Here is a 23,176-nt window from a genome sequence, read left to right as displayed (position 1 = left end):
CACGTAATGAAATTCGATTCGACCACCGCAGCCGTGGTGACCGGCGGTGCCTCGGGCCTGGGCCGCGCGACCGCCGAAGCGCTCGCGGCGGCCGGCGTGAAGGTCGCGATTTTCGATATCAACGAAGCATTGGGCGAAGAGGTCGCGGCATCGATCGGCGGCCTGTTCTGCAAGGTCGACATCACCGACGAACAATCGGTCCTCGATGGCTACGCGAAAGCGCGCGCCGCGCACGGACAGGAACGGATTTGCGTCCATTGCGCCATGACCTCGCGGCGCGGCAAGACGCTGTCCTACAACAAGGACACCGGCACATTCCGTCGGACGCCGACCGAGGATTATGCCTATGGCGTGGCCGGGATATTGACCGCCAGCTATCGCATCGCGTCGATCTCGGCAGAGGGCATGTCATCGTTGCCCGAAATGGAAGACGGCGAGCGCGGCGCGATCATTCTGACCGCCTCGGTCGCGGCGCAGGACGCCCAGATCGGTCAAGTCATCTATGGATCGGCTAAGGCGGGGGTGAACGGCCTGGTGCTGCCGATGGCACGCGACCTGATGGACTTGGGCATTCGCGTGAACGCGATCATGCCCGGCGTATTCGGCACGCCCTTGCTGGGCAATATGAACCCCAAGGTGAAAGAGAGCCTCGAAGCCTCGGTCCCCTTCCCCAAACGGCTCGGCAAGGCCGAGGAATATGCGAGCCTGGCGATGGAGATGGTTCGCAACACCTATTTCAACGGCCAAGCGGTCCGCCTCGATGGCGCGATAAGAATGGCCCCTCGTTAATCCACTCCCCGACCAGAAGGAATTCATCATGGCTGAAGCCTATATTATCGACGCCGTCCGCACGCCGCGCGGAGTTGGCAAGCCCGGCAAGGGCGCGCTGTCACACCTCCACCCGCAACATCTCGCGTCCACCGTCCTGAAGGCGATCAAGGATCGTAACGATCTCGACACTGCGACGGTCGATGACATCATCTGGTCGACGTCGAGCCAGAACGGCAAGCAGGGCGGCGACCTGGGCCGTATGGCGGCGCTTTCGGCCGGTTATGACACGAAAGCCAGCGGCACGACGCTCGACCGCTTCTGCGGCGGCGGCATCACCTCGGTCAATCTGGCCGCGGCCAGCGTCATGAGCGGCATGGAAGATTGCGTCATTGCCGGTGGCACCGAGATGATGAGCTATACCTCCACTTTTGCCGCCGAACAGGCGAACGCCGGGCTGCCCCCGCGCTTCATGGGATCGGGCCACGAAGCGCTCGACGAACTGCACCCGCAATCGAACCAGGGCGTCTGCGGCGATGCGATCGCGACGATCGAGGGAATCAGCCGCGAGGCGCTCGACGCGCTCGCGCTCGTCAGTCAGCAGCGCGCCGACCGCGCGATCAAGGAAGGCCGCTTCGACAAGTCGGTCGTTCCGGTGCTGAACCCCGACGGCAGCGTCGCGCTCGACCATGAAGAGTTCCCGCGGCCCGAAACGACCGCCGAAGGCCTCGCCGCGCTGAAACCGAGCTTCGCCGCGCTCGCCGATTTCGACCTTGGCGGCGGGGTTACCTTCCGCAAACAGGTCAACCGTCGCTACCCCGACCTTGAAATCCAGCATTTTCATCACGCCGGCAACTCTTCGGGCGTCGTGGACGGCGCCGCCGCGATCCTGTTGGCGTCAAAGGACTATGCCGACAAGCACGGCCTGAAACCCCGCGCCCGCGTCGTCGCTTACGCCAACATCGGCGACGATCCGACGCTGATGCTCAACGCTCCGGTGCCTGCTGCAAAGAAGGTGCTGGAAAAGGCCGGTCTGACCAAGGACGACATCGACGTCTGGGAAATCAACGAAGCCTTCTCGGTCGTCGCCGAGAAATTCATCCGCGACCTCGATCTCGACCGGGAAAAGGTCAACATCAACGGCGGCTCGATGGCGCTCGGCCATCCGATCGGCGCGACCGGATCGATCCTGATCGGCACCGCGCTCGACGAACTCGAACGGTCGGGCGGTCGCTATGGCCTGGTAACCATGTGCGCCGCGGGCGGCATGGCGCCAGCGATCATCATCGAACGTATCTGAGGGGGGACGCGGACATGACGGGACCGCTCCAAGGCATCCGGATCATCGAATTCGCCGGGATCGGTCCCGGCCCCTTTTGCGGCATGATGCTTGCCGATCATGGCGCCGAGGTGATCCGTATCGATCGCCCCGGCGGTTTCATGGACCCGCGCGATCCGCTGAGCCGCAACCGCACCTCGATCATGCTCGATATGAAAAACCCGCAAGCGGTTCAGATTGCGCGCGATCTTTGTAAAAGCGCCGACGGGATCATCGAAGGCTATCGTCCGGGCGTGATGGAACGGCTGGGCCTCGGTCCCGAGGTGCTGATCGGCGACAACCCCAAGCTCGTCTATGGCCGGATGACCGGCTGGGGCCAGTTCGGCCCCTATGCGCAGGCTGCGGGCCACGACATCAACTATATCTCGTTGTCGGGCGTTCTCCACGGCATCGGCCGCGCGGGCGAAAAGCCGGTGCCTCCGGTCAACTATGTAGGCGACTTCGGCGGCGGCGGCATGATGCTGGCTTTCGGCATGTCGAGCGCGCTGCTTCACGCGGCAAAGACCGGCGAAGGTCAGGTGATCGATTGCGCTATGACCGATGGATCGGCGCTGCTCGCGGGCATGAGCTGGTGGTTCCACGCCGCCGGAATGATCAAGGACGAGGCGGGCGTGAACCGGCTGGACGGCGGCGCTCCCTATTACGATACCTACACTTGCAGCGACGGCAAGTTCATCTCGATCGGGTCGATCGAACCGCAATTCTACGCGCTGTTACGGGCGAAGACCGGGCTCGACGCCGATCCCGATTTCGATGTGCAGGACGATATGGAAAACTGGCCGACCCAAAAAGCGAAGGTGACCGCGCTGTTCGCAACCAAGACCCGCGACGAATGGTGCGAGTTGATGGAAATGACCGACGTCTGCTTCGCGCCGATCCTGTCGTTGAGCGAAGCACCACAACATCCGCACAATGTCGCGCGCGAAACCTTTGTCACCGTCGCCGGCGTCCCGCATCCCGCCCCCGCACCGCGCTACTCGGCAACGGTAAACGACACACCGCGGCAGGCTCCCGCGGTCGGCGGCGATGGCGATGCGGTGCTTGAAAACCTTGGCTATGATGCAGGCAAAATCGCATCGCTCCGCGAGGGCGGCGCGGTGCGCTGACTGGTCAATCGGCGCGCGCGGTCATCGCTTCCCACAGGCCGCGCCCGCCGAAACCCGCCACCTGACGGCCGAGTCGCTGCGCCCAATAGGCATCGTTGCCGTGGACACCCCGCCAGCGCATCAAAGGGATCGTCACCCGGTTAAGATCATATTCGCGCGTGAAGCCAATCGCGCCATGGACCTGATGCGCGATTGATGTGACGACGCCGACCGCGCGATTGGCGCGCAGCTTGGCTGCTGCGATCTCGAAATCTGCCGCCGCGGCATCGAAATCCACAGCATCGAGCCGCATCGCCATGGCAGCCGCCGCCGCCTCGACGGCACGGACCTCGCACGCCATGACCGCAAGCGATTGCTGCACTGCCTGAAACTTTGCGAGCGGACGGCCGAATTGCTGGCGCGTGTTCACATGGTCGATCGACAGAGCGAGTGCCTGCCCCATAGCGCCGGCCATCAAGCTCACCGATGCGGCTGCGTGTAGCGCGTCGTCGCGGCCCGCGAGCATCAGCTCGGCAACAGGCAGTTCGGGTATCAAAACGCCGGCGATCTGCAGGACGGCAGAGAGATCACCCCAGTCGCCGCCGAATCCCCCTTGGTCTTCGGAAACCAGCAACAGCGCAAAGCCGGCGTCCTCCACAGGCGCCAAGCCGCCTGTCGCCGCCTCGGCGAACACCGCCCGCGCTGTGTCGCACAGCATGTCGCGCGCCGCGCTCATCGCAGGCCCAATCCGCGCGCGATGATCCCGCGGATCACCTCACGCGTTCCACCGCGCAGCGAGAAGCTGGGGGAGGCAATGAGCAGCGCGCGGAGCAGGCGTGCCAGATCGTCCGCGTCGTCCCAGCCGCAGTCGACGATCGCCTGCACCCGGCGCGGCATGTCCTGCTCGAACGCATTCCCCAATTCCTTGACCACTGACGCCTCGACCATCGGATCCTCGCCCGCCGCCAACTTGGCCGCGGTCGACATCGACAGCTGGCGCAGCGTCCACATCTCGGCCGCCAGCTCACCAATCAGCGCTGCGACCGCCGGGTCGGGATCGGCTCCCGCCGCGTCGATCAGCGCGGCGAACAGTGCGTGACTGGAAAGATACCGCTCCGGCCCCGATCGTTCGAGCCCCAGCTCGGCGGTGACCTGCCGCCACCCCTGCCCGCGCTCACCAACCAGCGCGCCGTGCGGAACGAGCACCTCGTCAAAAAACACCTCGTTGAAATCATGATGCCCCGCCATGTCGATGATCGGGCGGATCGTGATGCCGGGGGTGTCGAGGTCGATCAGCAGCTGGCTCAACCCCGCATTGCGCTCGCTGCCCTCCTCGGTACGGACGAGCGCCAGCATGATATGCGAAAAATGCGCCCCGGTGGTCCAGATTTTCTGGCCGGTGATGCGCCAACCTTCAGCAGTTTCGCGCGCCGACGTCCGCACTGCTGCCAGATCGGACCCTGCGCCGGGTTCCGACAGGCCGATGCACGCATAAAGCTCACCGCGCACGATTCCCGGCAGATAGCGCTCGCACTGCTCCTCGCTGCCGTACCGCACGATCAGCGGCCCGGTCTGGCGGTCGGCGATCCAGTGCGCTCCGACCGGCGCACCCGCCGCGAGCAGTTCCTCGATCACCACATAGCGTTCCAGCGGATCCCGGTCGCCGCCGCCGTAGCGTGTCGGCAACGTCTTTCCGATGTAACCGGCAGCGCCGAGCGCGCGGCTGAAATCGGCATCGAAGCTGGCCCAGCAATTCGCCCGGGCAACGACGTCGCCCTGCGGCTGGTTCACCGCAAGCCAAGCCCGCAAATCGGCGCGCAGTGCCGCAACGTCGCCGGGTGGATCGAAGGGATAGAGCGCAAAGCCTTGCATGTCCCGACAGCCATGCAATAGCTTTTGCAGAGCAGCAAAGGATTATTGGCGATGGGTGAGTTTCTGAGTGTCGATCGGCGGGGCAAGATCGCGATCCTGACCATGATCAAACCCGAAAGTATGAATGCGATCGGCACCCATGAAGATTGCCAAGATATCATCGACACGCTCCGCACCCTTGGCGACGACCGCGGCGTCAGCGCAATCATCCTGACCGGTAGCGGCAAGGCATTCAGCGCCGGCGGGAACCTGAAAGGCATGCAGGACCGCACCGGCATCGGAGTTCTCGATCAGCCCGATTCGACCCGCGCCAATTATCGCAAGGGCGTGCAGGCGGTGATCCGCGCGCTGATGGACTGCGAGGTACCGATGATCGCTGCGGTCAACGGCCACGCCATCGGGCTCGGGGCCGATCTTGCCTGCACCTGCGACATTCGCATCGCGGCGGAGAGTGCGAAATTCGCCTGCAGCTTCATCAAGGTCGGGATCGTTCCCGGCGACGGCGGGGCCTGGCTGCTGCAGAAGATACTCGGCTATCCCCGCGCCGCCGAACTCTTCCTGACCGGCGACCGTTTTGACGCGGCGCAGGCAAAGGAATATGGTCTGGTCACGGACGTCGTGCCCGACGCGGAACTGCTCGACCGCGCCATCGCGATTGCCGAACGGATCGTGTGCAATCCGCCGCGCGCGCTGCGGCTGACCAAAAGGCTGCTGCGTGAGGCGCAGCACAGCCGGATGAGCGACATATTGGAGCTCAGCGCCGCCTATCAGGCGATCGTCCACGAGACCGCCGATAACCGGGAGGCGATCAACGCCTTCGTCGAAAAACGCCCACCGGTGTTTACAGGAGACTGATCATGAGTGCCGACCGCGTCCTGCCTTTGGCGGGCATCCACAACTTCCGCGATTATGGCGGCTACGCGGTCGAAGGCGGCGGTCGGTTGCGCAGCGGCATGTTGTGGCGATCGGCGCACCATCAGGATGCGACATCGGCCGATCTGACTGCCGTCGACAAACTGGGGATCGAGACGATCGTCGATCTGCGCGGCGATGACGAGCGCGCGGCGCATCCCTGCAAACGATCCGACAATTTTTCGGCAAGGGTGCTGTTCGCCGACGGCAACACCGCGGGTCTCGCACCTCATCTTCAGGCGGCGCAGGGCACGATCGACAACGAAACGGCGCGGGCCCGGATGATCGATACTTATGCCGGCATGCCATATCGCCCGGTTTTGGTGGCGACCCTTCGCCTCTACCTGTCAGCGCTGGCCGAATATGATGCGCCCAGCCTGGTGCATTGCGTCGCCGGCAAGGATCGCACCGGCTTTGCTGTCGCTGTCGTTCACCGTCTGCTGGGGGTGCATGAGGACGATCTGATGCACGATTATCTGCTGACCAATAGCGCCGGCAAGATCGAGGAACGCATCGTCCAGGGCGGAGACGTCATCCGGGCGCGCTACAACGCCGACATCCACGACGATGCGATCCGGACCTTGATGTCGGTGAACCCGATCTTCCTCGACGCCGCCCTGGCAACGGTTCGGCGCGATCATGGCGACGTTGCCACCTATGCCGAATCCGTGCTGAACTTTACGCCAGAGATGCGCGACGCGATCGTGGACAAGCTGGTCGTGTACTGACGGGCTTACTCGCCCTTCACCAGTACGCCGCCCTTGACCACAGCATCGACATCCTCAAGCTGACGCACGTCGGTTAGCGGATTGCCGTCGACAGCGACGATGTCGGCATAACGCCCAACCGCGATCGCCCCCACATCCTTTTCGCGGCCCAGCGCCTCGGCGGCGTTTTTGGTCGCGGCCTGGATGGCCTGCAACGGCGTCATCCCATATTCGACCATGACCCGAAACTGGCCGCCGACCAGCCCATGCGGTATGACCCCGGCGTCCGAGCCGAATACCATTCGCACCCCGGCCTTGTGAGCCTTGCGGAAATTGTCACGCTGGATTTGTGCAATCTCTCGATCCTTGCGCAGATTATCTTCAAGGACGCCATTCTTGGCGCCCTCGGCCTGGGTATATTCGGTGTTGAAGATATCCATCGAGAACCACACGGGCCGCTTGCGCGCGACCGCCATCCGGATGCCCTCGTCATCGACCAGGCTGGCATGTTCGATGGTGTCGATCCCGCCCGCGATCGCGGCGCGGATGCCGTCGGCACCATGCGCGTGCGCGGCGACGCGCAAACCCCATTGATGCGCCTCGTCGGCAATCGCGCGCAGTTCGATTTCCGAAACCTGCAACTGACCGGGTTCGGTGTTGCGTGAAAAAACGCCGCCGGTCGCACAGACCTTGATCACCTCGGCGCCATATTTGCGCTGGCGGCGGACTTGGTAGCGCAGCTCGTCGGGCGTATCGCCGATGCCTTCCTTTTTCGAATCTTCCTTTTCAAAGCTGGGGGGAAAGAAGGTCGAATCGCAATGGCCACCGGTGGCGCCGAGCGCGTAGCCGGCAGGCACGATCCGCGGGCCGATCGCATAGCCGGCTTCGATCGCCTGTTTCAGCCCGATGTCGTTGCGATCGGCCGATCCGACGTTGCGCACGGTGGTAAAACCCGCGTCGAGCATGTCGCGCGCGTTTTTGACCGCGGTCATGCCCCAGAAACTGTCGGTGAATTCCAGTCCGCGATACCCGCCAATATCCGCGGGTCCGTCGAGATGGACGTGCATGTCGATCAGGCCGGGCAGCAGCGTCTTGCCGCCCAGGTCGATATGTTTGACCCCGCTGCCCCATTTGATCACCCGTGCGTCGGCGATATTGGTGATCCGTCCATCGGGTCCGACAAAGATCGCCGGATATTCGATCGTCTTGCCGGTCAGCACATCGACATAGCGCGCGGCGGTGATGACAGTTTGGCCGGTCGCTTCCTGCGCGAATGCCGGCGTCGCCGACGCCGCGACGAGCGCAGGAATGCCAAAAGCGATTCCCCGCAGAAAACTGCCGAACTTTACACTGAATTGCATGTCTGACCCGCCTGTTGTTGATGCCCGTCCGATTGATGGCAAAGGTGGGGAATTTAGGACAGCGGAATCTTGTGCTGCGCCAGATGGTCGTAATCGGCGCGGCATGCGTCGACGACCGCCTGCTCCTCGCTCGTCAGGTCGGGCGGCGGCTTATCGGGGGCGCCAAAGCCGGTGCTCGACGCAACCGCATCATACCAGTGCGACGCCCATATGCCATCGGTCGGGTGCAAACCCGCTTGCCAATGCAGCATCGCCGGATCCCATGCGATGCCCAGCGCCGCGCATAATTTCTGCAGCATCGCGAACGGATCGCGCAGAATATCGGCGCTATCCATCACCGGCGGCGCGTGGCCCAGCCGATCGGCTTCGCGGTCGAAAAATTCGACCTGTTTGGCGGTACCGAGATGATCGGGGCGCACCGCGACGCGCTTGGCGGCATAGCTGGCAACGACGCGCGCTGGATCGCGGATCAGGAAGGCGTGGCGCAGCCCCGGCAAATCGTCATGCGCGATCGGGCCGACCATATGGTGCGCCATATGCTTCTGGTACCAGATCGGCGTATCCGCCGGGTTCGGCCCCGCCATGCTGCGCGCAACGCCGTGCCATTCGCAGTCCATCGACGCCATCACATCGTCCGCCATCGGCTGCGGATCATTGGTTTCTTTCAGATACGCGCCGTAGAAAGGCTCATCCGTGACATGGGTATCGGTGCGGCTGCCAAAGCTGCGCATCATCGCGGTCGACAGGTTGCGCGGCCCCGACCACATCGCGATGCGGATTGTCACCTTGTCACCACCCCTTCCGTTCGCGTCGAGCGAAGTCGAGACGCCCATCCCGACTGCACGGTGTCTCGACTTCGCTCGACACGAACGGGAGGGAAGCATCCGCTCAACGCCGACTACGCCCCGCAATATCCCGTTCGATCAATGCCTTGTACATTCTTTGCAACCGCTCGACCATCGGCCCGCGCCCCTCGGTCAACACGCGCCCGTCGATCGTGTGCGCCGGGACGACCCCGGCAAAGGTGCCGGTCACAAATGCCTCGTCGGCGCCATGAACCTCGGTCAGCGAGAAATTCTTTTCGAACACCGGAATATCATTGTCGCGGCAGATGCGGATGACATTGCTGCGCGTGATGCCGGCGAGGCAATAATCGCCGCTCGATGTCCACACCTCACCCTTGCGGACGATGAAGAAATGGGTCGAATTGCACGTCGCGACAAAGCCGTGCGGGTCGAGCATCAGCGCCTCGTCGGCGCCCGCCTGCGCCGCCTGAATACATGCGGTGATGCAGTTGAGCTTGGAATGCGAATTGAGCTTGGGATCCTGCACCGCCGGATCTCCGCGCCGGACATGCACGGTAAACAGCGACAGCCCCTTTTCGACCGTTGCGGGCAGTGGATCCTTATGTTCGGCGATGATCACGATCGTGGCGGGCGAAATCACGACGCGCGGGTCCTGATAGGGGGTCGAGCGGATGCCGCGGGTCACCATCAGCCGGATGTGACAGGCGTCCATGCCATTGCCGTCGATGGTGTCGTAAAGCCGCCGGGTGAGCGCCGCGCGGTCGATGCCGATGTCCATCGCGATCGCCTTGGCGCCTTCCCACAATCGGTCGAGATGCTGGTCAAGGAACGCCATGCGGCCCTTGTGAACGCGGATGCCTTCCCACACGCCGTCGCCGAGCATGAAGCCGCTGTCGAACACCGACACGCTGGCCTGCGCGCGCGGTATCAGCGCGCCATTGACGTTGATCAGGATCGCGTCGTTGCGCGGATCAGGGACGAAATCGTGGGTTCCTTGTGCCATGCGGCAATCGTAGCCGCTGGCACGCGCCTGTCGAGAGCGAAGCGGCGGCTAAGTCGCCTTACGGCCGAATCCCGACGTACGCGGTGGGAAAGGCGTTGGCGGCTCGTTGTAGGCGGAACCCGCCGGCACTTCATCCACAGAGCCCGCTTCGCGCCTGCGCATATAATTAGCGAACGCCGCATCGGGATCGAACTCCGGTTCGACCACCACCTCGCCGGGTTTGAGCTTCGCGTCAAAGCTGGCGCCCGGGACACGGTTCACTCCCGTCGCCGCGCGCAGCAATTTGATGATTATCGGCAGCGCGAAGAGTAGGCCGACGACTGTCAGACCGATCACTGTCGGGCCAAGGCCGATACTCGCTACGCCCTCGGCGCTGTCACCGCCGACACCGACAAAATGGCGGAGCATCCATCCGATATAGATGATCGGAATGAGCCCGCCGATTATACCCAGTATTTTGCCAAGGGAAGTGTGCATCCTGAAAGCCCCTCATAATTCAGCGGGCCGCCATAACAGCGAGAGTTTACGATTCCCTTAGTGCGCGCCCCCGGCGCGCCCACCACGCCCCAAAAAGCGCAAAGCCGGCGCCGAGCAGCGTGCCACCGATGACGTCGCTTGCCCAATGTACCCCCAACATGATGCGCGACACCCCGTTGAGCAGGATCATCGCCCCGGCGAGGCTCCACGCCGTGCGGCGCCAGCGCGGCGGGACCAGCCAGGCAAGCAGCAGATAAACCACCGCAGCGCTGGTCGCATGGCCACTGGGGTAAGAGAAGCTCGTTTGATGATCGAGGTGTGGGATGACGTCGGGACGCGTGACGCCAAAGCCAAGCTTGAGCAGGCTCGAAGCGAGGTTCGCCAGCAGCGACGCGGCGCCGAGCGCGATGGCGCAGCGCGGACCACACCAATGCCAGACGAGCCAGCATAGGACGATGACGATGATCCAGCGCGGTGTCCCACCACCAATCCAGCTTGCCGCTTGCATAAACCCGATAAAAGCAGGATCGCTGTGACCTACGTGCAGCACCAAGTCGGTCGAAATGCGCAAATCCACCGCCTGCGTCCAGCCCGCGACGACCGCGAAACCGAGCAGGATCGTGGTGAGGAACAGGCCGGCGGCGGCGATGAGGAGACGCTTGGATAGGCTGTTCACAACGTTCCCTTCGTCATTGCCGCGCAAGCGGGAACCCGACGAGCCGATGCCCCGACCAGGTTCCCGCTTTCGCCGGAATGACGACATAATTGAAATCAAATATGCAACGGCCGTCCGAATGCCGCGAGCACGCCCTCGTGCATCGTTTCGCTCAGCGTCGGATGCGGGAAGACGGTGCCGATGAAATCATCCTCGACCAGCTCGGCGGTCTTGCCGATCGTATAGCCCTGTATCAGCTCGGTAACCTCGGCGCCGATCATGTGGGCGCCGAGCAATTCGCCGGTCTTGGCGTCGAACACGGTCTTGGTGAAGCCTTCGGCCTCGCCCAGCGCGATCGCCTTGCCGTTGCCGATGAAGGGGAAAGTTCCGGCCTTGACCTCATACCCCAGCTCCTTCGCCTTTGCTTCGGTCAGGCCGACGCTGGCGATCTGCGGGCGGCAATAGGTGCAGCCGGGGATGTTGCGCGGGTCCATCGCGTGCGGGTGGTTGCCCGCGATCGCCTCGACCGAAATGACCGATTCGTGCATCGCCTTGTGCGCGAGCCACGGCGGCGCGGTGACGTCGCCGATCGCCCACAGGCCGGGGACGTTGGTGCGGCACATCGCGTCGGTGTCGATATGACCCTTGGTCGTCTTCACGCCCAATGCTTCGAGCCCGATATTCTCGGTATTCGGAACGATACCGATTGCGACGATGGCATGGCTGAACTCGGCGCTTTCGGTCTTGCCGTCCTTCGTCTTGATCTTGGCGATGACGCCATTGGCGGTCGCCTTGAGTTCCTCGACCCCGGCGCCGGTGAAGATCGTCATGCCCTGTTTCTTGAGCTGCTTTTCCAGGAAGGCCGACACATCGGCATCCTCGACCGGGACAACACGGTCGAGCATTTCGACGACGGTCACATCGGCGCCCATGTCGCTGTAGAAGCTGGCGAACTCGATCCCGATCGCGCCCGATCCGATGACGAGCAATTTCTTGGGCATCTCGGGCGGAACGAGCGCGTGGCGATAGGTCCAGATGCGCTTGCCGTCGGCGGGCGCGAACGGCAGGTCGCGGGCGCGGGCGCCGGTCGCGACGATGATATTCTTTGCGGTCAGGGCTTCGGTCCCTTTCTCGCCTTTGACTTCCAGCTTGCCCGGCGCAGTCAGCTTGCCCTCGCCCATATGGACGGTGATCTTGTGCTTCTTCATCAAGAAGGCGACGCCTTGGCTCAGCTGCTTGGCGACCCCGCGGCTGCGCTTCACCACCGCATCGATGTCGGCGCTGATCTGCTGCGCGATCAGCCCGTAATCGCCCGCATGCTGCATATAATGATAGATTTCGGCCGAGCGCAGCAGCGCCTTGGTCGGGATGCAGCCCCAGTTGAGGCAGATGCCACCCAGATTCTCGCGCTCGACGATCGCGGTTTTCAGGCCGAGTTGGGCCGCACGGATCGCGGCGACATAGCCGCCGGGGCCCGAGCCGAGGACGATGAGGTCGTAGTTGGTGTCGGCCACAATATTCTCCTTATTCGCCAGGCCTCTTGCGGAGCATGACGATCAGCTCGCGGACTGCGAGCAAAGCCATGACCACATAGGCGGCGATCCAAATCCAGTGCGAAGCGGCGGGCCAGATCCAACTAGCGGCAGCCGCGACGAATGCCGTCGCAAGAAACCCGACCAACAAATGAAGCAAGTGCCGGACGAAACGCATCGCTGTTTCCGATCAGGCGACCAGCCCCAGCGGGTTCTCCACCAAGTCCTTGAATGTCTTCATCAGCAGCGCGCCGTCGGCGCCGTCGATCGCGCGGTGATCGAAGCTGCCGGTTGCCGACATGACAGTTGCGATCGCGAGCGCGTCGTCGACGATATAAGGCCGCTTCTCGCCCGCGCCGATCGCCATGATCATCGCCTGCGGCGGGTTGATCACTGCGGTGAATTGCTTGATTCCCATCATGCCCATGTTCGATATGCTGGCGGTGCCGCCCTGATATTCGCTGGGCTGGAGCTTGCCTTCCTTCGCCTTCGCCGCGAGCTCACTCATCTCGGTCGAGATTTTCGACATCGACTTGCTGCCGGCATCGGTGATGATCGGGGTGATCAGCCCGCCCGGGATGCTGACCGCGACCGAGATGTCGGCGCGGCTGTACTGGCGCATCACATCGCCGCCGAACGACACGTTGCACGCCGGCACGCGTTCGAGCGCGACCGCGAGCGCCTTGATCAGCAGGTCGTTGACGCTGAGCTTGACGCCGCGCCCTTCGAGGCTGGCGTTGAGTTCACCGCGCAGCTTGAGCAGCGCGTCGAGGCGGATGTCGACGGTCAGGTAGATGTGCGGCGATTGCTGCATCGATTCGGTCAGGCGACGCGCAATCGTCTTGCGCATGCCGCTGAGCTTGGTGTCCTCGTGCGGGATACCGAAATCGGGGATCGCGCCGGACGCGGCGGGCGCCGCTGCCGGTGCAGGAGCGGCACCGGCGGGTGCGGCAGCGCTCGGCGCAGCAGCCGGAGCAACGGCGGCACCTGCGGGTGCGCCGTCGAGGTCATCCTTGACGATGCGGCCACCCGGGCCGGTGCCCTTGATTGTTGCCAGGTCGATGCCGCGTTCGGCGGCGAGACGCTTGGCGAGCGGGCTGGCTTTGATGCGGTCGCCTTTTTCCGTCGTCCCAGCGGAAGCTGGGACCGCTGGCGTGGGTGCGCTGACGGGAGCGGCCCCAGCTTCCGCTGGGGCGACGCCTTTGGCTGGCGCAGGCGCTTCGGCCTTTGGCTCAGCCGCGGCAGGTGTAGGCGCCGGAGCCGCCTTCGCGCCCGCATCCTCGCCCTCACCCGTAATCACCGCGATCACGGTGCCAACCTTTACCCCATCGGTCCCCTCGGCTACCAGGATCTGGCTGACCACACCTTCATCGATCGCCTCGAACTCCATCGTCGCCTTGTCGGTCTCGATTTCGGCCAGCAGGTCGCCCGATTTGACGGTGTCGCCTTCCTTGACCAGCCATTTGGCCAGCGTGCCTTCCTCCATCGTCGGCGAGAGGGCGGGCATTTTCAATTCGATTGGCATGGTGAGGCATGTTCCCTGTCAGTCTTGCAGGCGATGCCTGCCGCTACGGCTTGTTCCTCACCTTTACCATTGTGGCCGTCAAGGTCCAGCGGGCCAAACTTGCCTTTCATACGAATGTGACGCACTCTTGCCTCCAAGCAAAAACACGAGGGGTCGGGGCGATGCGGACATATCTGGTAGTAATCGACGACAGTCCCGAGGCTTCGCTGGCGCTGCGCTTTGCGGCGCGGCGCGCGGCGCGAACCGGCGGCGGCGTCACGGTGTTGGCGATTATCCCGCCGCAGGATTTCGTCGCTTTCGGCGGGGTTCAGGCGACGATCGAGGCCGAGGCGCGCGAACATGCCGAAGAACTGGTCGCCGCCGCCGCCGACGCGGTGGTGCAGGAGGCCGGGGTGACGCCGCAGATCATGGTGAAATCGGGTAAACCCGCCGATGTCGTGCGCGAGGTGATCAATGCCAGCGACGAGATCGCGGCGCTGGTGCTGGCGACTGCAGCCAACGGTGCTCCGGGGCCGCTGGTGGCGCATTTCACCGGACAGGACGCCGGTACATTGCCCTGCCCGGTGATGATCGTGCCGGGCGGGATCGACCTCGCCCGGCTCGATGCGCTGAGTTAAATCTCAGCCCTATTTTCTGTTCGTCATTGCGAGCGCAGCGCAGCAATCTCCAGCTATCGTTCATCAACGACGGGTCGCGGGAGATTGCCGCGTCGCCATGCCGAGCTGCCTAGCGCCGCCGCCCCTTGTGCTTGATATTTGCCGGTCGTCCGCGCTGGCCGACCATATGCTTGCCGTCCTTGCCCTTGCCGTCACGCCGCGGCGGACGATTGCGATAGCCACCTTCAGGAGCATCAGGCAGTTCGAAGCGCAGCGACCCACTGATCGGATTGGCATCCATCAGCCGGAGGTCGAGGCGCTGGCCCGTGGTGAAGCTGACCCGGCCATGCTCGCTGTCGAGCGTCCGCGCCTTCTCATCATAATGGAAGCGCTCACTGCCCAGCGTCGACACCGGAACCAGCCCGTCACCGCCCAGCCCGTCGACCGTCGCGAAGAACCCGAACGGCTGGACGCCGGTGATCCGCGCCTGGACGATTTCGCCCTTCTTGTGCGACAGATAGGCCGCGACATACCGATCGATCGTCTCGCGTTCGGCCTCCATCGCGCGGCGTTCGAGCGCGCTGATCGCCTCGCCGATGCGCGACAGCCCCTTGGCGTCGGCTTCGCCCAGTCCGGTGCGTTCGGGCAGGCCTTTGGGCTTGCCGGGAACTTCCAGCTTGTAGCTATCGACGAGCGCGCGGTGGACGATCAGATCGGCATAGCGCCGGATCGGCGAGGTGAAATGCGCGTAGCTGCCGAGCGCGAGCCCGAAATGACCGGCGTTAGCGGGGCCATAATAGGCCTGCGTCTGGCTGCGCAGGATCGCCTGCATGATCTCGGGCAACCGGTCGTCTTGTGAAAAGCCGTCGATCAGCCGGTTGAAGACCGCGGGGGTGATGACCTGACCCAGCGCGAAACTCTGTTCGAAGGTTTCGAGATAATCTTTCAGGCTGACGAGCTTTTCGCGGCTCGGCGGTTCGTGGATGCGATACATCACCGGCGATTTCTTCGCCTCGAGTGCCTTCGCGGCGGCAACGTTCGCGGCGATCATATAATCCTCGATCAGCCGCATCGAATCGAGCCGGTCGCGAACGCGGATTTCGGCGATGGCGCCCTTTTCGTCGAGGATCACCTGCCGTTCGGGCAGGTCGAGATCGAGCGGCGCGCGGGCGGCGCGGGCTTTGGAGAGCAGTGCCCAGCACGCCCATAGATTCTTGAGCCCCGGTAGCACATCGGCGTCCCACTCGCCCCGCGGCGCATCGGCGTCATAGGCCGCTTGGGCATGCTCATAGGCGATGTTCGCGCGCAGCCGGACGAGCGCGCGCGTGAAACGCCATGACGTCACCTTGCCGTGCCTGTCGATGACCAGATGGCACGCCATCGCGGCGCGGTCTTGCCCCGCTTTCAGCGAGCAGACACCCGCCGACAGCGTTTCAGGCAGCATCGGGACAACCTGGTCGGGAAAATAGACGCTGTTGCCGCGCCGCCGCGCCTCGCGGTCGATCTCCCCGTCAGGACGGACATAAAAACTGACGTCGGCAATTGCTACAATCGCCCGAAACCCGCCCTGGTTCGCCATATCCTCGTCGGGCGCGGCCCACACGGCATCGTCATGGTCGCGCGCGTCGATCGGGTCGATCGCGACGATCGGCAGATCGCGCAGATCCTCGCGGCCGTCGGGGGTCAGCGGCAGCTTGGCGGCGATGTCGGCCTCGGCAAGCGTGTCAGCGCCGAAAACATGCGGAATCTCGTGCCGCGCAATTGCAATCATGCTCAGCGCGCGCGGCGCAAAGGGGTCACCCAGGCGCTCGACGACCTTCGCCTTGATCGCCGGGCCGCGGCCCGTGAGTTCGGCGCGGACGAGGTCGCCGATATTGGCATCGCCCTTGTCGGCCACGGCGAAGTCGTAGCGCGCGCGCTTGTCGGCAGGGCGCAGCCAGAGAAGCGGCTTGCCGCCCGGCCCCACATCCTCGACCAGCACCCCGATCACGGTTTCGCCACCGGCCTGCAGTCTCTTCATCGGGTGCGCGACATGGCCGCTACCGCGTTCCTCGGTGCGCGCGAGAATACGGTCGCCAACGCCTAGTGCGCCCTTGCGCCCCTGTTCCATGACGCGCAAGCGCGGTGCGGGTCCGGCGGCTTCCCAATGTTCGGGGACCGCCCAGACATTGCTGCCCTCGATCGCCGCCACGCGCAGCACGATGACGCGCGGCAGCCCCCCATGTTTGTGAAAGGCACGTCCCCCCGCAAGGTCGACGAGTCCCTCGTCGGTCATATCCTTGAGCAACGCCTTCAACGCGATCTTTTCCGCACCGTGCAGCGCAAAATGCTTGGCGATCTCGCGCTTGCCGACCGCCTCGTTGCTCGTTTCGATAAAGCGCAGGATCTGGTCCGGGCTGGGCAGACCAGCGGGCTTTTGCGCTTTAGCCAATTAATAGGTCCGCCCGATAAGCACGCGTTCGACGGCAGGCTCGCCAGTAAAGAAGCAGACGCCATCGGCGGGCGTGGCGTCGAGCGGGGTGTTGCGCATCGTGAGCTTCAGCGCCTTCAACTGCTCGACGATCTTGTCGAGCGCCGCGCCGGTCGGGCGCGACCATTGGACCTCGACCCAGCCGACGAATTTGTCGTCGCCGGCATAATGCGCGGCAAGGTCGGTGACGTCGCGGCGGATATTGGCGTGGAGCCGCTCCTTTGCCTCGGCATAGAGATTGTCCTGAATCTCGCCAAGCGTCGCAACCGCGGCCGCTACGAAATCGCCCTTGGCTACGAACGCGGTGTTGAGCTTGCCGTCGTCCTTGTAGAGCCGGTCGCGGCGGATCACCGCGACATTGCCGCCAGCGACGTCGCGCGGGCCGATTTCGAGGATGATCGGTGCGCCTTTCTTGACCCAGCCCCAGCGCTTCGTCTGCGCCTTGTTGGCGCCGGCGTCGAGATGGACGCGCAGCGGCTCGCGAAACGCGTCGAGCGTCTTCAGCTCGGCCTGTAACGACGCGCAATAGTCAAGGATCGCCTGATCCTCCTCATTATCGCGCAACATCGGCACGATGACGATCTGATGCGGCGCGATGCGCGGCGGACAGCGCAGGCCATCGTCGTCGCCATGCGTCATGATAACGGCGCCGATCGTGCGGGTCGAAAAGCCCCAGCTGACCGTGTGGCACAGGCTGTGGCCGCCGTCCTTGTCCTGAAAGCGGATGTTCGCCGCCTCGGCAAAACCGGTACCGAGATAATGCGAGGTGCCGGCCTGCAATGCCTTGCCGTCCTGCATCATCGCTTCGATCGAATAGGTCGCGGCGGCGCCCGGAAAACGCTCGTTCTCGGGCTTTTCGCCAGCGATCACCGGCAGCGCGAGCGCTTCTTCGGCCACCGTGCGGTATAATTCGAGCGCGCGCATCGTTTCCGCAACTGCGTCTTCTTTGCTGTCGTGCGCGCTATGCCCTTCTTGCCACAGAAACTCGGCGGTGCGCAGGAACATGCGGGTGCGCATTTCCCAGCGCACGACGTTCGCCCACTGATTGACGCGCAGTGGCAGGTCGCGCCACGACTGGACCCAACGGCTCATCGCCGCACCGATCACCGTTTCCGACGTCGGGCGGACGATCAGCGGTTCTTCCAGCTTCGCCGCAGGATCGGGAATCAGCTTGCCATTGCCGTCCTGAATCAGACGGTGGTGGGTGACGACCGCCATTTCTTTTGCAAAACCATCGACATGGTCGGCTTCTTTTTCAAAGAAGCTCAAGGGAATGAACAGCGGAAAATAGCAATTCTGGACGCCCATGTCCTTGATACCGGCGTCCATGATCGACTGGATACGCTCCCAAATACCATAGCCCCATGGCTTGATCACCATGCAACCGCGAACGCCCGATTCCTCGGCGAGGTCGGCTTCGGCAATGACATCCTGATACCAGGCCGCAAAGTCGGCCTGCCGGGTTACGCTGAGCGCATGTTTGACCATGAAATTTCCGTATTTCTGTGGCTGGGGGCGGAGAGGCGCCCCGATCCAGTTATTTGTTGGCGAGTTCTGCTTTGAGCGCGGCCACTTCAGCTTTGAGCGCCGCGATTTCCGCATCTTTCGCCTTGGCACCGCCCACGCCCGGGATAAGCACGCCTGCCGCTTGCTGGAACATCTCCATATTCCGGCGTGTCAATTCGGCGAGTGGGTTCGATCCCAGCACCCCGTCGAACGCTGTGCGGACGTCCTGCTGGTTCTTGCGGAACGCGGCCATCGAAGCTTCCAGATATTGCGGTACCATCGACTGCATCTTGTCGCCGTACATGCCGATCAGATGGCGCAAGAAATTGACCGGCAGCAAAGTTTCGCCGCGCGTTTCCTCGTCCATGATGATCTGCGTCAGAACATTGTGCGTGATGTCATCACCGCTCTTGGCATCAACAACGCGGAATTCGCGGCCGTCGCGCACCATCGTGCCGAGATCTTCGAGGGTGATGTAGCAGCTGCGCTCGGTATCATAGAGCCGCCGGTTGGCGTATTTCTTGATTGTGACGACGCCGTCGTCCGCCGTCGTCCTGGACTTCGCCATCTTGACCCGCGCTCCCTATCATCCCGCGCAGCGCGAGATGTTTAACCGCAACGGCAATAGCATCAAATTATGATGCATCGCAACATGCGGTCAGCGGACGCAGCCGATCGGGACATGGACCATGATCCACCGCGATTGTGACACCCAAACCAGTCGATTGCGACAGCGTTGGATTTTTCACCCTCTCCTAAGTCAACGCGATCCATCGCATCTGCGCCCGCTGAAGAGGAATTTTCCAAAACAGTCTGCAGCTAGATGCAATTTCTCATAATAAATTCAGTATTTTATTTTCCTACCCGTAGATCTCTACCACTTATGAAAATACGATCGAACAAAGCGCTTCGCCGTCGCCCGAATGATCTGACCTAAAGTGTGCTAGTACTGATTACAGCGCCCCGCGGGCTTGCGCCGTTTCAACATTTGGTCATTTCATTACGCGCTCTGTTTCAGTGCTCGCTGAACAGTAAACCGGGGAAAAACTATGAAAAAAACTAGCCTGCTGGTCCGTGGCTCGACGCTGTGCGTCGCCCTGTTCAGCGCCATGCCTGCTATCGCTCAAGTCGATCCGATCGCTGCGGACGCGGAAACGGTCGAAGGCGCGGCGGATTCTGGTACGATTGTCGTTACCGGGTCGCGCATCCGCCGCCCGAACGTGGAGTCTAACCTTCCTGTCACATCGGTCAGCGGTGAAGAGTTTTTCCAGCAGGGTCAGAATAATATAGGCGACACGCTGAATGATTTGCCCCAGCTTCGCAGTACTTTCGCGCAGCAAAACCCGGGAGCAGGTGTCGGAATCGCCGGCTTGAACCTGCTTGATCTCCGAGGCCTAGGTACTGTCCGTACGCTAGTGCTTGTAAACGGTCGCCGCCATGTTGCAGCCGATATTCTGAACAATGCAGCGTCACCCGACGTCAACACGATCCCGAACGATCTGATTGAGCGCGTTGACATAGTGACCGGCGGCAATTCGGCCGTTTACGGTTCAGACGCAATTGCAGGCGTCGTCAACTTCATCTTGCGCCGCGATTTCGACGGCATCCAGATTCGCGGCACCGCGGGGATTTCCGAAGGAGGCTTCGGTGGCAATCAATATGCGTCGATCATGGCCGGCCATAATTTTGCCGATGGGCGCGGAAACATAACCGCTCACGCAGAATATGCCCACCAAACGCGTGTTTACGCCTCGGACATCCCCGGCTTTGATCGAGTCGACGGTTTTGCTACGGTGGATGTCGATAGCGGTGGCCTGCCTTCCGCGAGTGACGGGTTCCCCGATGCGACATTTTTCCGCGATCTCCGAAGCGCCGCTAATCACCGTTTCGGCCTGGTTGCGATTCCGCAGCAACAAGGTGCGGGACGATGCGGTGCCGGGACGCTGGCGAACAACGGACCGACGAACACTTCCGGCACTTCGTTTCATTGCAACTATATCTTCAATGAAGCCGGTCGCCTTGTGCCACAGACTGGAACACGTTTCGGGACCGGTCCCGGTGGAACCTTTGTCGGCGGCAACGGCCAGACTGGCCGCGAGGGCACGCTACTTTCTATCCTTCCCTATATGGAACGGTACAACGGCAACCTCCTGGCGCGTTTTGAGGTTAGCAAAGCTTTGGAGCTTTTCGCCGAGGCAAAGCTCGTACGGATCAATGCCGTCGGCAACGCGCTTGGCCCGACGTTCCTGAACAACACGACGGGATCGCTCGGAAACGATAGCCGAATAGCGCCGCGTCTGGACAACCCGTTTCTCAACCCTGCGGACCGCGCGACGATCGCGAACGCGATCACCGCTTCGAACTGCGGCTATGCGCTTGGGACATCGCTTGCGACTGTCACCTGTACAGTCGGCACACCTGCCGCGCAGGCGGCCCGTGCAACCGCCGTTGCTAATGGAAGCTACCGTTTCCTCTTCGCTCGCACTTTCACGGACCTGGTCGATCGCGACGAAATTTTCCGACGCACGACATATCGCGTAGTTGTCGGTGCTCGCGGCGAATTCAACGATGATTGGAACTACGAAATCTCTGCGAACTACGGCAAGATGAAAGAGCGAACGAACATGAAAGGGTTCGTCAATCGCCAGCGCTTTCTGCTGTCGCTTGATGCCGGAATCGATCCGCTTAATCCCGGCGCCGGAATTCAGTGCCGTTCCAAGTTCGACGCCGCGGCTCGGGTTGGTGCGCCGGGCTATGCCAACTCGGCGGCCACTTTAGCTGCGGACATTGCAGCGTGCGTTCCATATAACCCCTTCGGCGCCGGTGATAATCGGGCGGCGGCGGGCTATTTCAGTCTGCCGATCGAGAATAATTCCTCGATTGACCAACTGAACCTTCAGGGATTTGTGTCGGGTGACTTGAGCCAGTTGTTCGAATTGCCTGGCGGGCCAATACGGTTCGCTATCGGGACCGAATACCGCCGGGAAAAAGCTTTTAACGATAGCGACGAGGCCGCCGATACGGGCATCAGCAACTCGGTGTTTTTAGGTGACGTTCTGGACGCACCCGCGCTTGTCGTGAAAGAAGCATATGGCGAAATCCAGATCCCGCTGCTCAAGGATTTGCCACTCGCTCATGAGCTTACGATCACCGGCGCGGGGCGCCTGTCGGATTACAACACCTCAACCGGCACGATCTACGCATATAACGCCGGCATCGAATGGGCACCGATCGAAGATATCCGTTTCCGTGCCAACTATGGTCGCGCGGTGCGCGCTCCGAATATCACCGAAACGGGTTTTCCGAACGTGCCGAACTTCGCCAACCAGTTCATCGATCCCTGTAATGCAAACGCGATCGGTCTCAATCCCATCAGAAATACGAACTGCACGGCCCAGCTTAGCGCGGCACAGATCGCCAACCTTCCGCTCGCTGGCTATTCGCTCGGCATCATTAGCGGAAGTAATCCCAATGTGACGGAAGAAACATCGGATTCATATACGGCCGGCGTCGTGATCCAGCCGCGCTTTATACCTGGCCTGTCTATCACGGCCGATTATTATAAAATCACGGTGAATAACGTTATCGTCTCGTTGCCGGCACAGACCATCGTTAACGCATGCTATGATTCGCCCAACCTGAGCAGCCCGCTTTGTAGTGCCTTCGCGCGGAACTTTCAGGGATCTCCCGGCCCAGCTGGCGAATTGCCGGGTCAGATTTTGTTCAATTCGACCGTCCAAGGTCCGAACAATTTCGCAAAACGGGTGCGTCGGGGTGTGGATGTTGAAGTGGCATATCGCACCGAGCTCAGCGCAAATACAAAGCTGTCGACACGGTTGATTTATTCGCACCAACTCCAGAACAGCAACTTTGAGAATCCGTCAGACCCAACTTTTGAAAACCGACTGCTCAGTGAACTGGGTGATCCGAAAGATGAATTCCGCTGGAACGTAGATCTGAATACGGGCCCGTTCACATTTGGCTACGAGATGCGTTACATCGGTCCGATGCTCACGAGCACATATGAAAACTTCTATTCCTTGAATGGATTGGCGCCGTTGAACTCGGATGCATTCGACATTCGCCAGTTTGATGCCGTTTTTTATCACGATGTCCGGATGGACGTCGCTGTCGGTACGGACAAAGCCGTCAACTTCTTCGTTGGTGTTGATAATATTTTGGGAACACAGCCGCCGCTAGGTTCCACCGCGACCGGCGTCGGTAGCGCGATCTATAATATTCGCGGTCGTAATTTCTACGCCGGGTTCAAAGCGCGATTCTAATAACCGGCGAGCGAGAAAATTCTGAGGCCGGAGACTAACCTCTCCGGCCTTTGTTTTGGAGCTTTGCGATCGGCGCCACCTTGCCGACGGCGACATGCTGCGAGTAGTGGCCATGATGCTCATCCTTCAGCCCATGACCCGGTGTGACGATCGATGTCTTCATTGAACCCATCTCGATGGCGCTTAACGCAACAGTGATCTGACCGAGGTCGTTCGTCGCAACAATTCTGCGACGTCAAGCGCTACGCCCGCCCGCATCTCGGCCACATCTTCTGCCCA

Annotated in this window: 19 protein-coding genes; 7 read left to right on the top strand and 12 right to left on the bottom strand. The window is 62.2% G+C overall.

Annotated elements, in window-relative coordinates; genetic code table 11:
- Positions 1 to 6: 6 nt before the first annotated feature.
- Genes ACQY6T_RS04775 through ACQY6T_RS04765 form a run of 3 tightly spaced genes read left to right on the top strand, consistent with a single transcriptional unit; the run spans position 7 to position 3,213 of the window.
- On the top strand, positions 7 to 789 hold the full coding sequence (locus ACQY6T_RS04775; protein ID WP_428629037.1) for an SDR family NAD(P)-dependent oxidoreductase: 783 nt from the start codon (positions 7 to 9) through the stop codon (positions 787 to 789).
- Positions 790 to 817: 28 nt separating this feature from the next.
- On the top strand, positions 818 to 2,068 hold the full coding sequence (locus ACQY6T_RS04770; protein WP_428629034.1) for an acetyl-CoA C-acetyltransferase: 1,251 nt from the start codon (positions 818 to 820) through the stop codon (positions 2,066 to 2,068).
- A gap of 14 nt (positions 2,069 to 2,082) precedes the next feature.
- The gene (locus ACQY6T_RS04765; RefSeq protein WP_428629033.1) at positions 2,083 to 3,213 is read left to right on the top strand and encodes a CaiB/BaiF CoA transferase family protein; all 1,131 of its coding nucleotides are present in this window, start codon (positions 2,083 to 2,085) and stop codon (positions 3,211 to 3,213) included.
- A gap of 4 nt (positions 3,214 to 3,217) precedes the next feature.
- On the opposite strand, the gene ACQY6T_RS04760 is transcribed toward ACQY6T_RS04765, so the two are convergent.
- Entirely contained in the window at positions 3,218 to 3,928 is a 711-nt protein-coding gene (locus tag ACQY6T_RS04760) for an acyl-CoA dehydrogenase family protein (RefSeq protein WP_428629032.1), read from the bottom strand.
- Positions 3,925 to 5,064 carry an acyl-CoA dehydrogenase family protein gene (locus tag ACQY6T_RS04755; RefSeq protein ID WP_428629029.1) on the bottom strand — a complete coding sequence of 380 codons (1,140 nt, stop codon included), beginning with the start codon at positions 5,062 to 5,064 and terminating at the stop codon, positions 3,925 to 3,927. The genes ACQY6T_RS04760 and ACQY6T_RS04755 overlap by 4 nt, the downstream gene beginning before the upstream one ends.
- Before the next feature lie 51 nt (positions 5,065 to 5,115).
- On the opposite strand from ACQY6T_RS04755, the gene ACQY6T_RS04750 reads away from it, so the two are divergent.
- Positions 5,116 to 5,919 (top strand): crotonase/enoyl-CoA hydratase family protein, encoded by an 804-nt coding sequence (locus tag ACQY6T_RS04750; protein ID WP_428629027.1) that lies wholly within the window; start codon positions 5,116 to 5,118, stop codon positions 5,917 to 5,919.
- Positions 5,920 to 5,921: 2 nt separating this feature from the next.
- Positions 5,922 to 6,704, top strand: a complete 783-nt coding sequence (locus tag ACQY6T_RS04745) for a tyrosine-protein phosphatase (RefSeq protein WP_428629024.1) — start codon at positions 5,922 to 5,924, stop codon at positions 6,702 to 6,704.
- Positions 6,705 to 6,709: 5 nt separating this feature from the next.
- On the opposite strand, the gene ACQY6T_RS04740 is transcribed toward ACQY6T_RS04745, so the two are convergent.
- The 7 genes from ACQY6T_RS04740 to ACQY6T_RS04710 form a co-directional block, all read right to left on the bottom strand.
- Entirely contained in the window at positions 6,710 to 8,044 is a 1,335-nt protein-coding gene (locus ACQY6T_RS04740; RefSeq protein ID WP_428629022.1) for an amidohydrolase family protein, read from the bottom strand.
- 53 nt (positions 8,045 to 8,097) lie between these two features.
- Positions 8,098 to 8,829, bottom strand: coding sequence for an HAD family hydrolase (locus tag ACQY6T_RS04735; RefSeq protein ID WP_428629020.1), 732 nt, complete (start codon positions 8,827 to 8,829; stop codon positions 8,098 to 8,100).
- A gap of 103 nt (positions 8,830 to 8,932) precedes the next feature.
- On the bottom strand, positions 8,933 to 9,853 hold the full coding sequence (locus tag ACQY6T_RS04730; protein WP_428629017.1) for an aminotransferase class IV: 921 nt from the start codon (positions 9,851 to 9,853) through the stop codon (positions 8,933 to 8,935).
- Between the two features lie 48 nt (positions 9,854 to 9,901).
- Positions 9,902 to 10,330: a hypothetical protein gene (locus ACQY6T_RS04725; RefSeq protein WP_428629015.1), complete on the bottom strand. Its 429-nt coding sequence runs from the start codon at positions 10,328 to 10,330 to the stop codon at positions 9,902 to 9,904.
- Between the two features lie 46 nt (positions 10,331 to 10,376).
- Entirely contained in the window at positions 10,377 to 11,006 is a 630-nt protein-coding gene (locus ACQY6T_RS04720) for a phosphatase PAP2 family protein (RefSeq protein WP_428629012.1), read from the bottom strand.
- Positions 11,007 to 11,101: 95 nt separating this feature from the next.
- Positions 11,102 to 12,499 (bottom strand): dihydrolipoyl dehydrogenase, encoded by a 1,398-nt coding sequence (gene lpdA / locus ACQY6T_RS04715; protein ID WP_428629009.1) that lies wholly within the window; start codon positions 12,497 to 12,499, stop codon positions 11,102 to 11,104.
- A gap of 208 nt (positions 12,500 to 12,707) precedes the next feature.
- Positions 12,708 to 14,042: a pyruvate dehydrogenase complex dihydrolipoamide acetyltransferase gene (locus ACQY6T_RS04710; protein ID WP_428629008.1), complete on the bottom strand. Its 1,335-nt coding sequence runs from the start codon at positions 14,040 to 14,042 to the stop codon at positions 12,708 to 12,710.
- A 161-nt stretch (positions 14,043 to 14,203) separates the two neighbouring features.
- Between ACQY6T_RS04710 and ACQY6T_RS04705 the strand changes: the two genes are divergently transcribed.
- Positions 14,204 to 14,659, top strand: a complete 456-nt coding sequence (locus ACQY6T_RS04705; RefSeq protein ID WP_428629005.1) for a universal stress protein — start codon at positions 14,204 to 14,206, stop codon at positions 14,657 to 14,659.
- Positions 14,660 to 14,768: 109 nt separating this feature from the next.
- On the opposite strand, the gene ACQY6T_RS04700 is transcribed toward ACQY6T_RS04705, so the two are convergent.
- Genes ACQY6T_RS04700 through phaR form a run of 3 tightly spaced genes read right to left on the bottom strand, consistent with a single transcriptional unit; the run spans position 14,769 to position 19,182 of the window.
- Positions 14,769 to 17,069, bottom strand: a complete 2,301-nt coding sequence (locus ACQY6T_RS04700; protein ID WP_428629002.1) for a ribonuclease R family protein — start codon at positions 17,067 to 17,069, stop codon at positions 14,769 to 14,771.
- Positions 17,070 to 18,596, bottom strand: coding sequence for a proline--tRNA ligase (gene proS, locus ACQY6T_RS04695; protein WP_428629000.1), 1,527 nt, complete (start codon positions 18,594 to 18,596; stop codon positions 17,070 to 17,072).
- A 49-nt stretch (positions 18,597 to 18,645) separates the two neighbouring features.
- Positions 18,646 to 19,182 (bottom strand): polyhydroxyalkanoate synthesis repressor PhaR, encoded by a 537-nt coding sequence (gene phaR / locus ACQY6T_RS04690; RefSeq protein ID WP_428628999.1) that lies wholly within the window; start codon positions 19,180 to 19,182, stop codon positions 18,646 to 18,648.
- A gap of 481 nt (positions 19,183 to 19,663) precedes the next feature.
- On the opposite strand from phaR, the gene ACQY6T_RS04685 reads away from it, so the two are divergent.
- The gene (locus ACQY6T_RS04685; RefSeq protein WP_428628996.1) at positions 19,664 to 22,897 is read left to right on the top strand and encodes a TonB-dependent receptor domain-containing protein; all 3,234 of its coding nucleotides are present in this window, start codon (positions 19,664 to 19,666) and stop codon (positions 22,895 to 22,897) included.
- Positions 22,898 to 23,176: the final 279 nt, after the last annotated feature.

Origin of the sequence: Sphingopyxis sp., from assembly GCF_965279725.1 — a bacterium.
In the GTDB taxonomy this organism is placed as follows: domain Bacteria; phylum Pseudomonadota; class Alphaproteobacteria; order Sphingomonadales; family Sphingomonadaceae; genus Sphingopyxis.
The sequence above is the reverse complement of the archived record's forward strand: the minus strand, read 5'-3'. Positions and strand labels throughout refer to the sequence as shown.

Coding starts and splice junctions, on each gene's coding strand:
- ACQY6T_RS04775 (WP_428629037.1), top strand. CDS start 7: ATGAAATTCGATTCGACCACCGCAGCCGTGGTGACCGGCGGTGCCTCG.
- ACQY6T_RS04770 (WP_428629034.1), top strand. CDS start 818: ATGGCTGAAGCCTATATTATCGACGCCGTCCGCACGCCGCGCGGAGTT.
- ACQY6T_RS04765 (WP_428629033.1), top strand. CDS start 2,083: ATGACGGGACCGCTCCAAGGCATCCGGATCATCGAATTCGCCGGGATC.
- ACQY6T_RS04760 (WP_428629032.1), bottom strand. CDS start 3,928: ATGAGCGCGGCGCGCGACATGCTGTGCGACACAGCGCGGGCGGTGTTC.
- ACQY6T_RS04755 (WP_428629029.1), bottom strand. CDS start 5,064: ATGCAAGGCTTTGCGCTCTATCCCTTCGATCCACCCGGCGACGTTGCG.
- ACQY6T_RS04750 (WP_428629027.1), top strand. CDS start 5,116: ATGGGTGAGTTTCTGAGTGTCGATCGGCGGGGCAAGATCGCGATCCTG.
- ACQY6T_RS04745 (WP_428629024.1), top strand. CDS start 5,922: ATGAGTGCCGACCGCGTCCTGCCTTTGGCGGGCATCCACAACTTCCGC.
- ACQY6T_RS04740 (WP_428629022.1), bottom strand. CDS start 8,044: ATGCAATTCAGTGTAAAGTTCGGCAGTTTTCTGCGGGGAATCGCTTTT.
- ACQY6T_RS04730 (WP_428629017.1), bottom strand. CDS start 9,853: ATGGCACAAGGAACCCACGATTTCGTCCCTGATCCGCGCAACGACGCG.
- ACQY6T_RS04725 (WP_428629015.1), bottom strand. CDS start 10,330: ATGCACACTTCCCTTGGCAAAATACTGGGTATAATCGGCGGGCTCATT.
- ACQY6T_RS04710 (WP_428629008.1), bottom strand. CDS start 14,042: ATGCCAATCGAATTGAAAATGCCCGCCCTCTCGCCGACGATGGAGGAA.
- ACQY6T_RS04705 (WP_428629005.1), top strand. CDS start 14,204: ATGCGGACATATCTGGTAGTAATCGACGACAGTCCCGAGGCTTCGCTG.
- proS (WP_428629000.1), bottom strand. CDS start 18,596: ATGGTCAAACATGCGCTCAGCGTAACCCGGCAGGCCGACTTTGCGGCC.
- phaR (WP_428628999.1), bottom strand. CDS start 19,182: ATGGCGAAGTCCAGGACGACGGCGGACGACGGCGTCGTCACAATCAAG.
- ACQY6T_RS04685 (WP_428628996.1), top strand. CDS start 19,664: ATGAAAAAAACTAGCCTGCTGGTCCGTGGCTCGACGCTGTGCGTCGCC.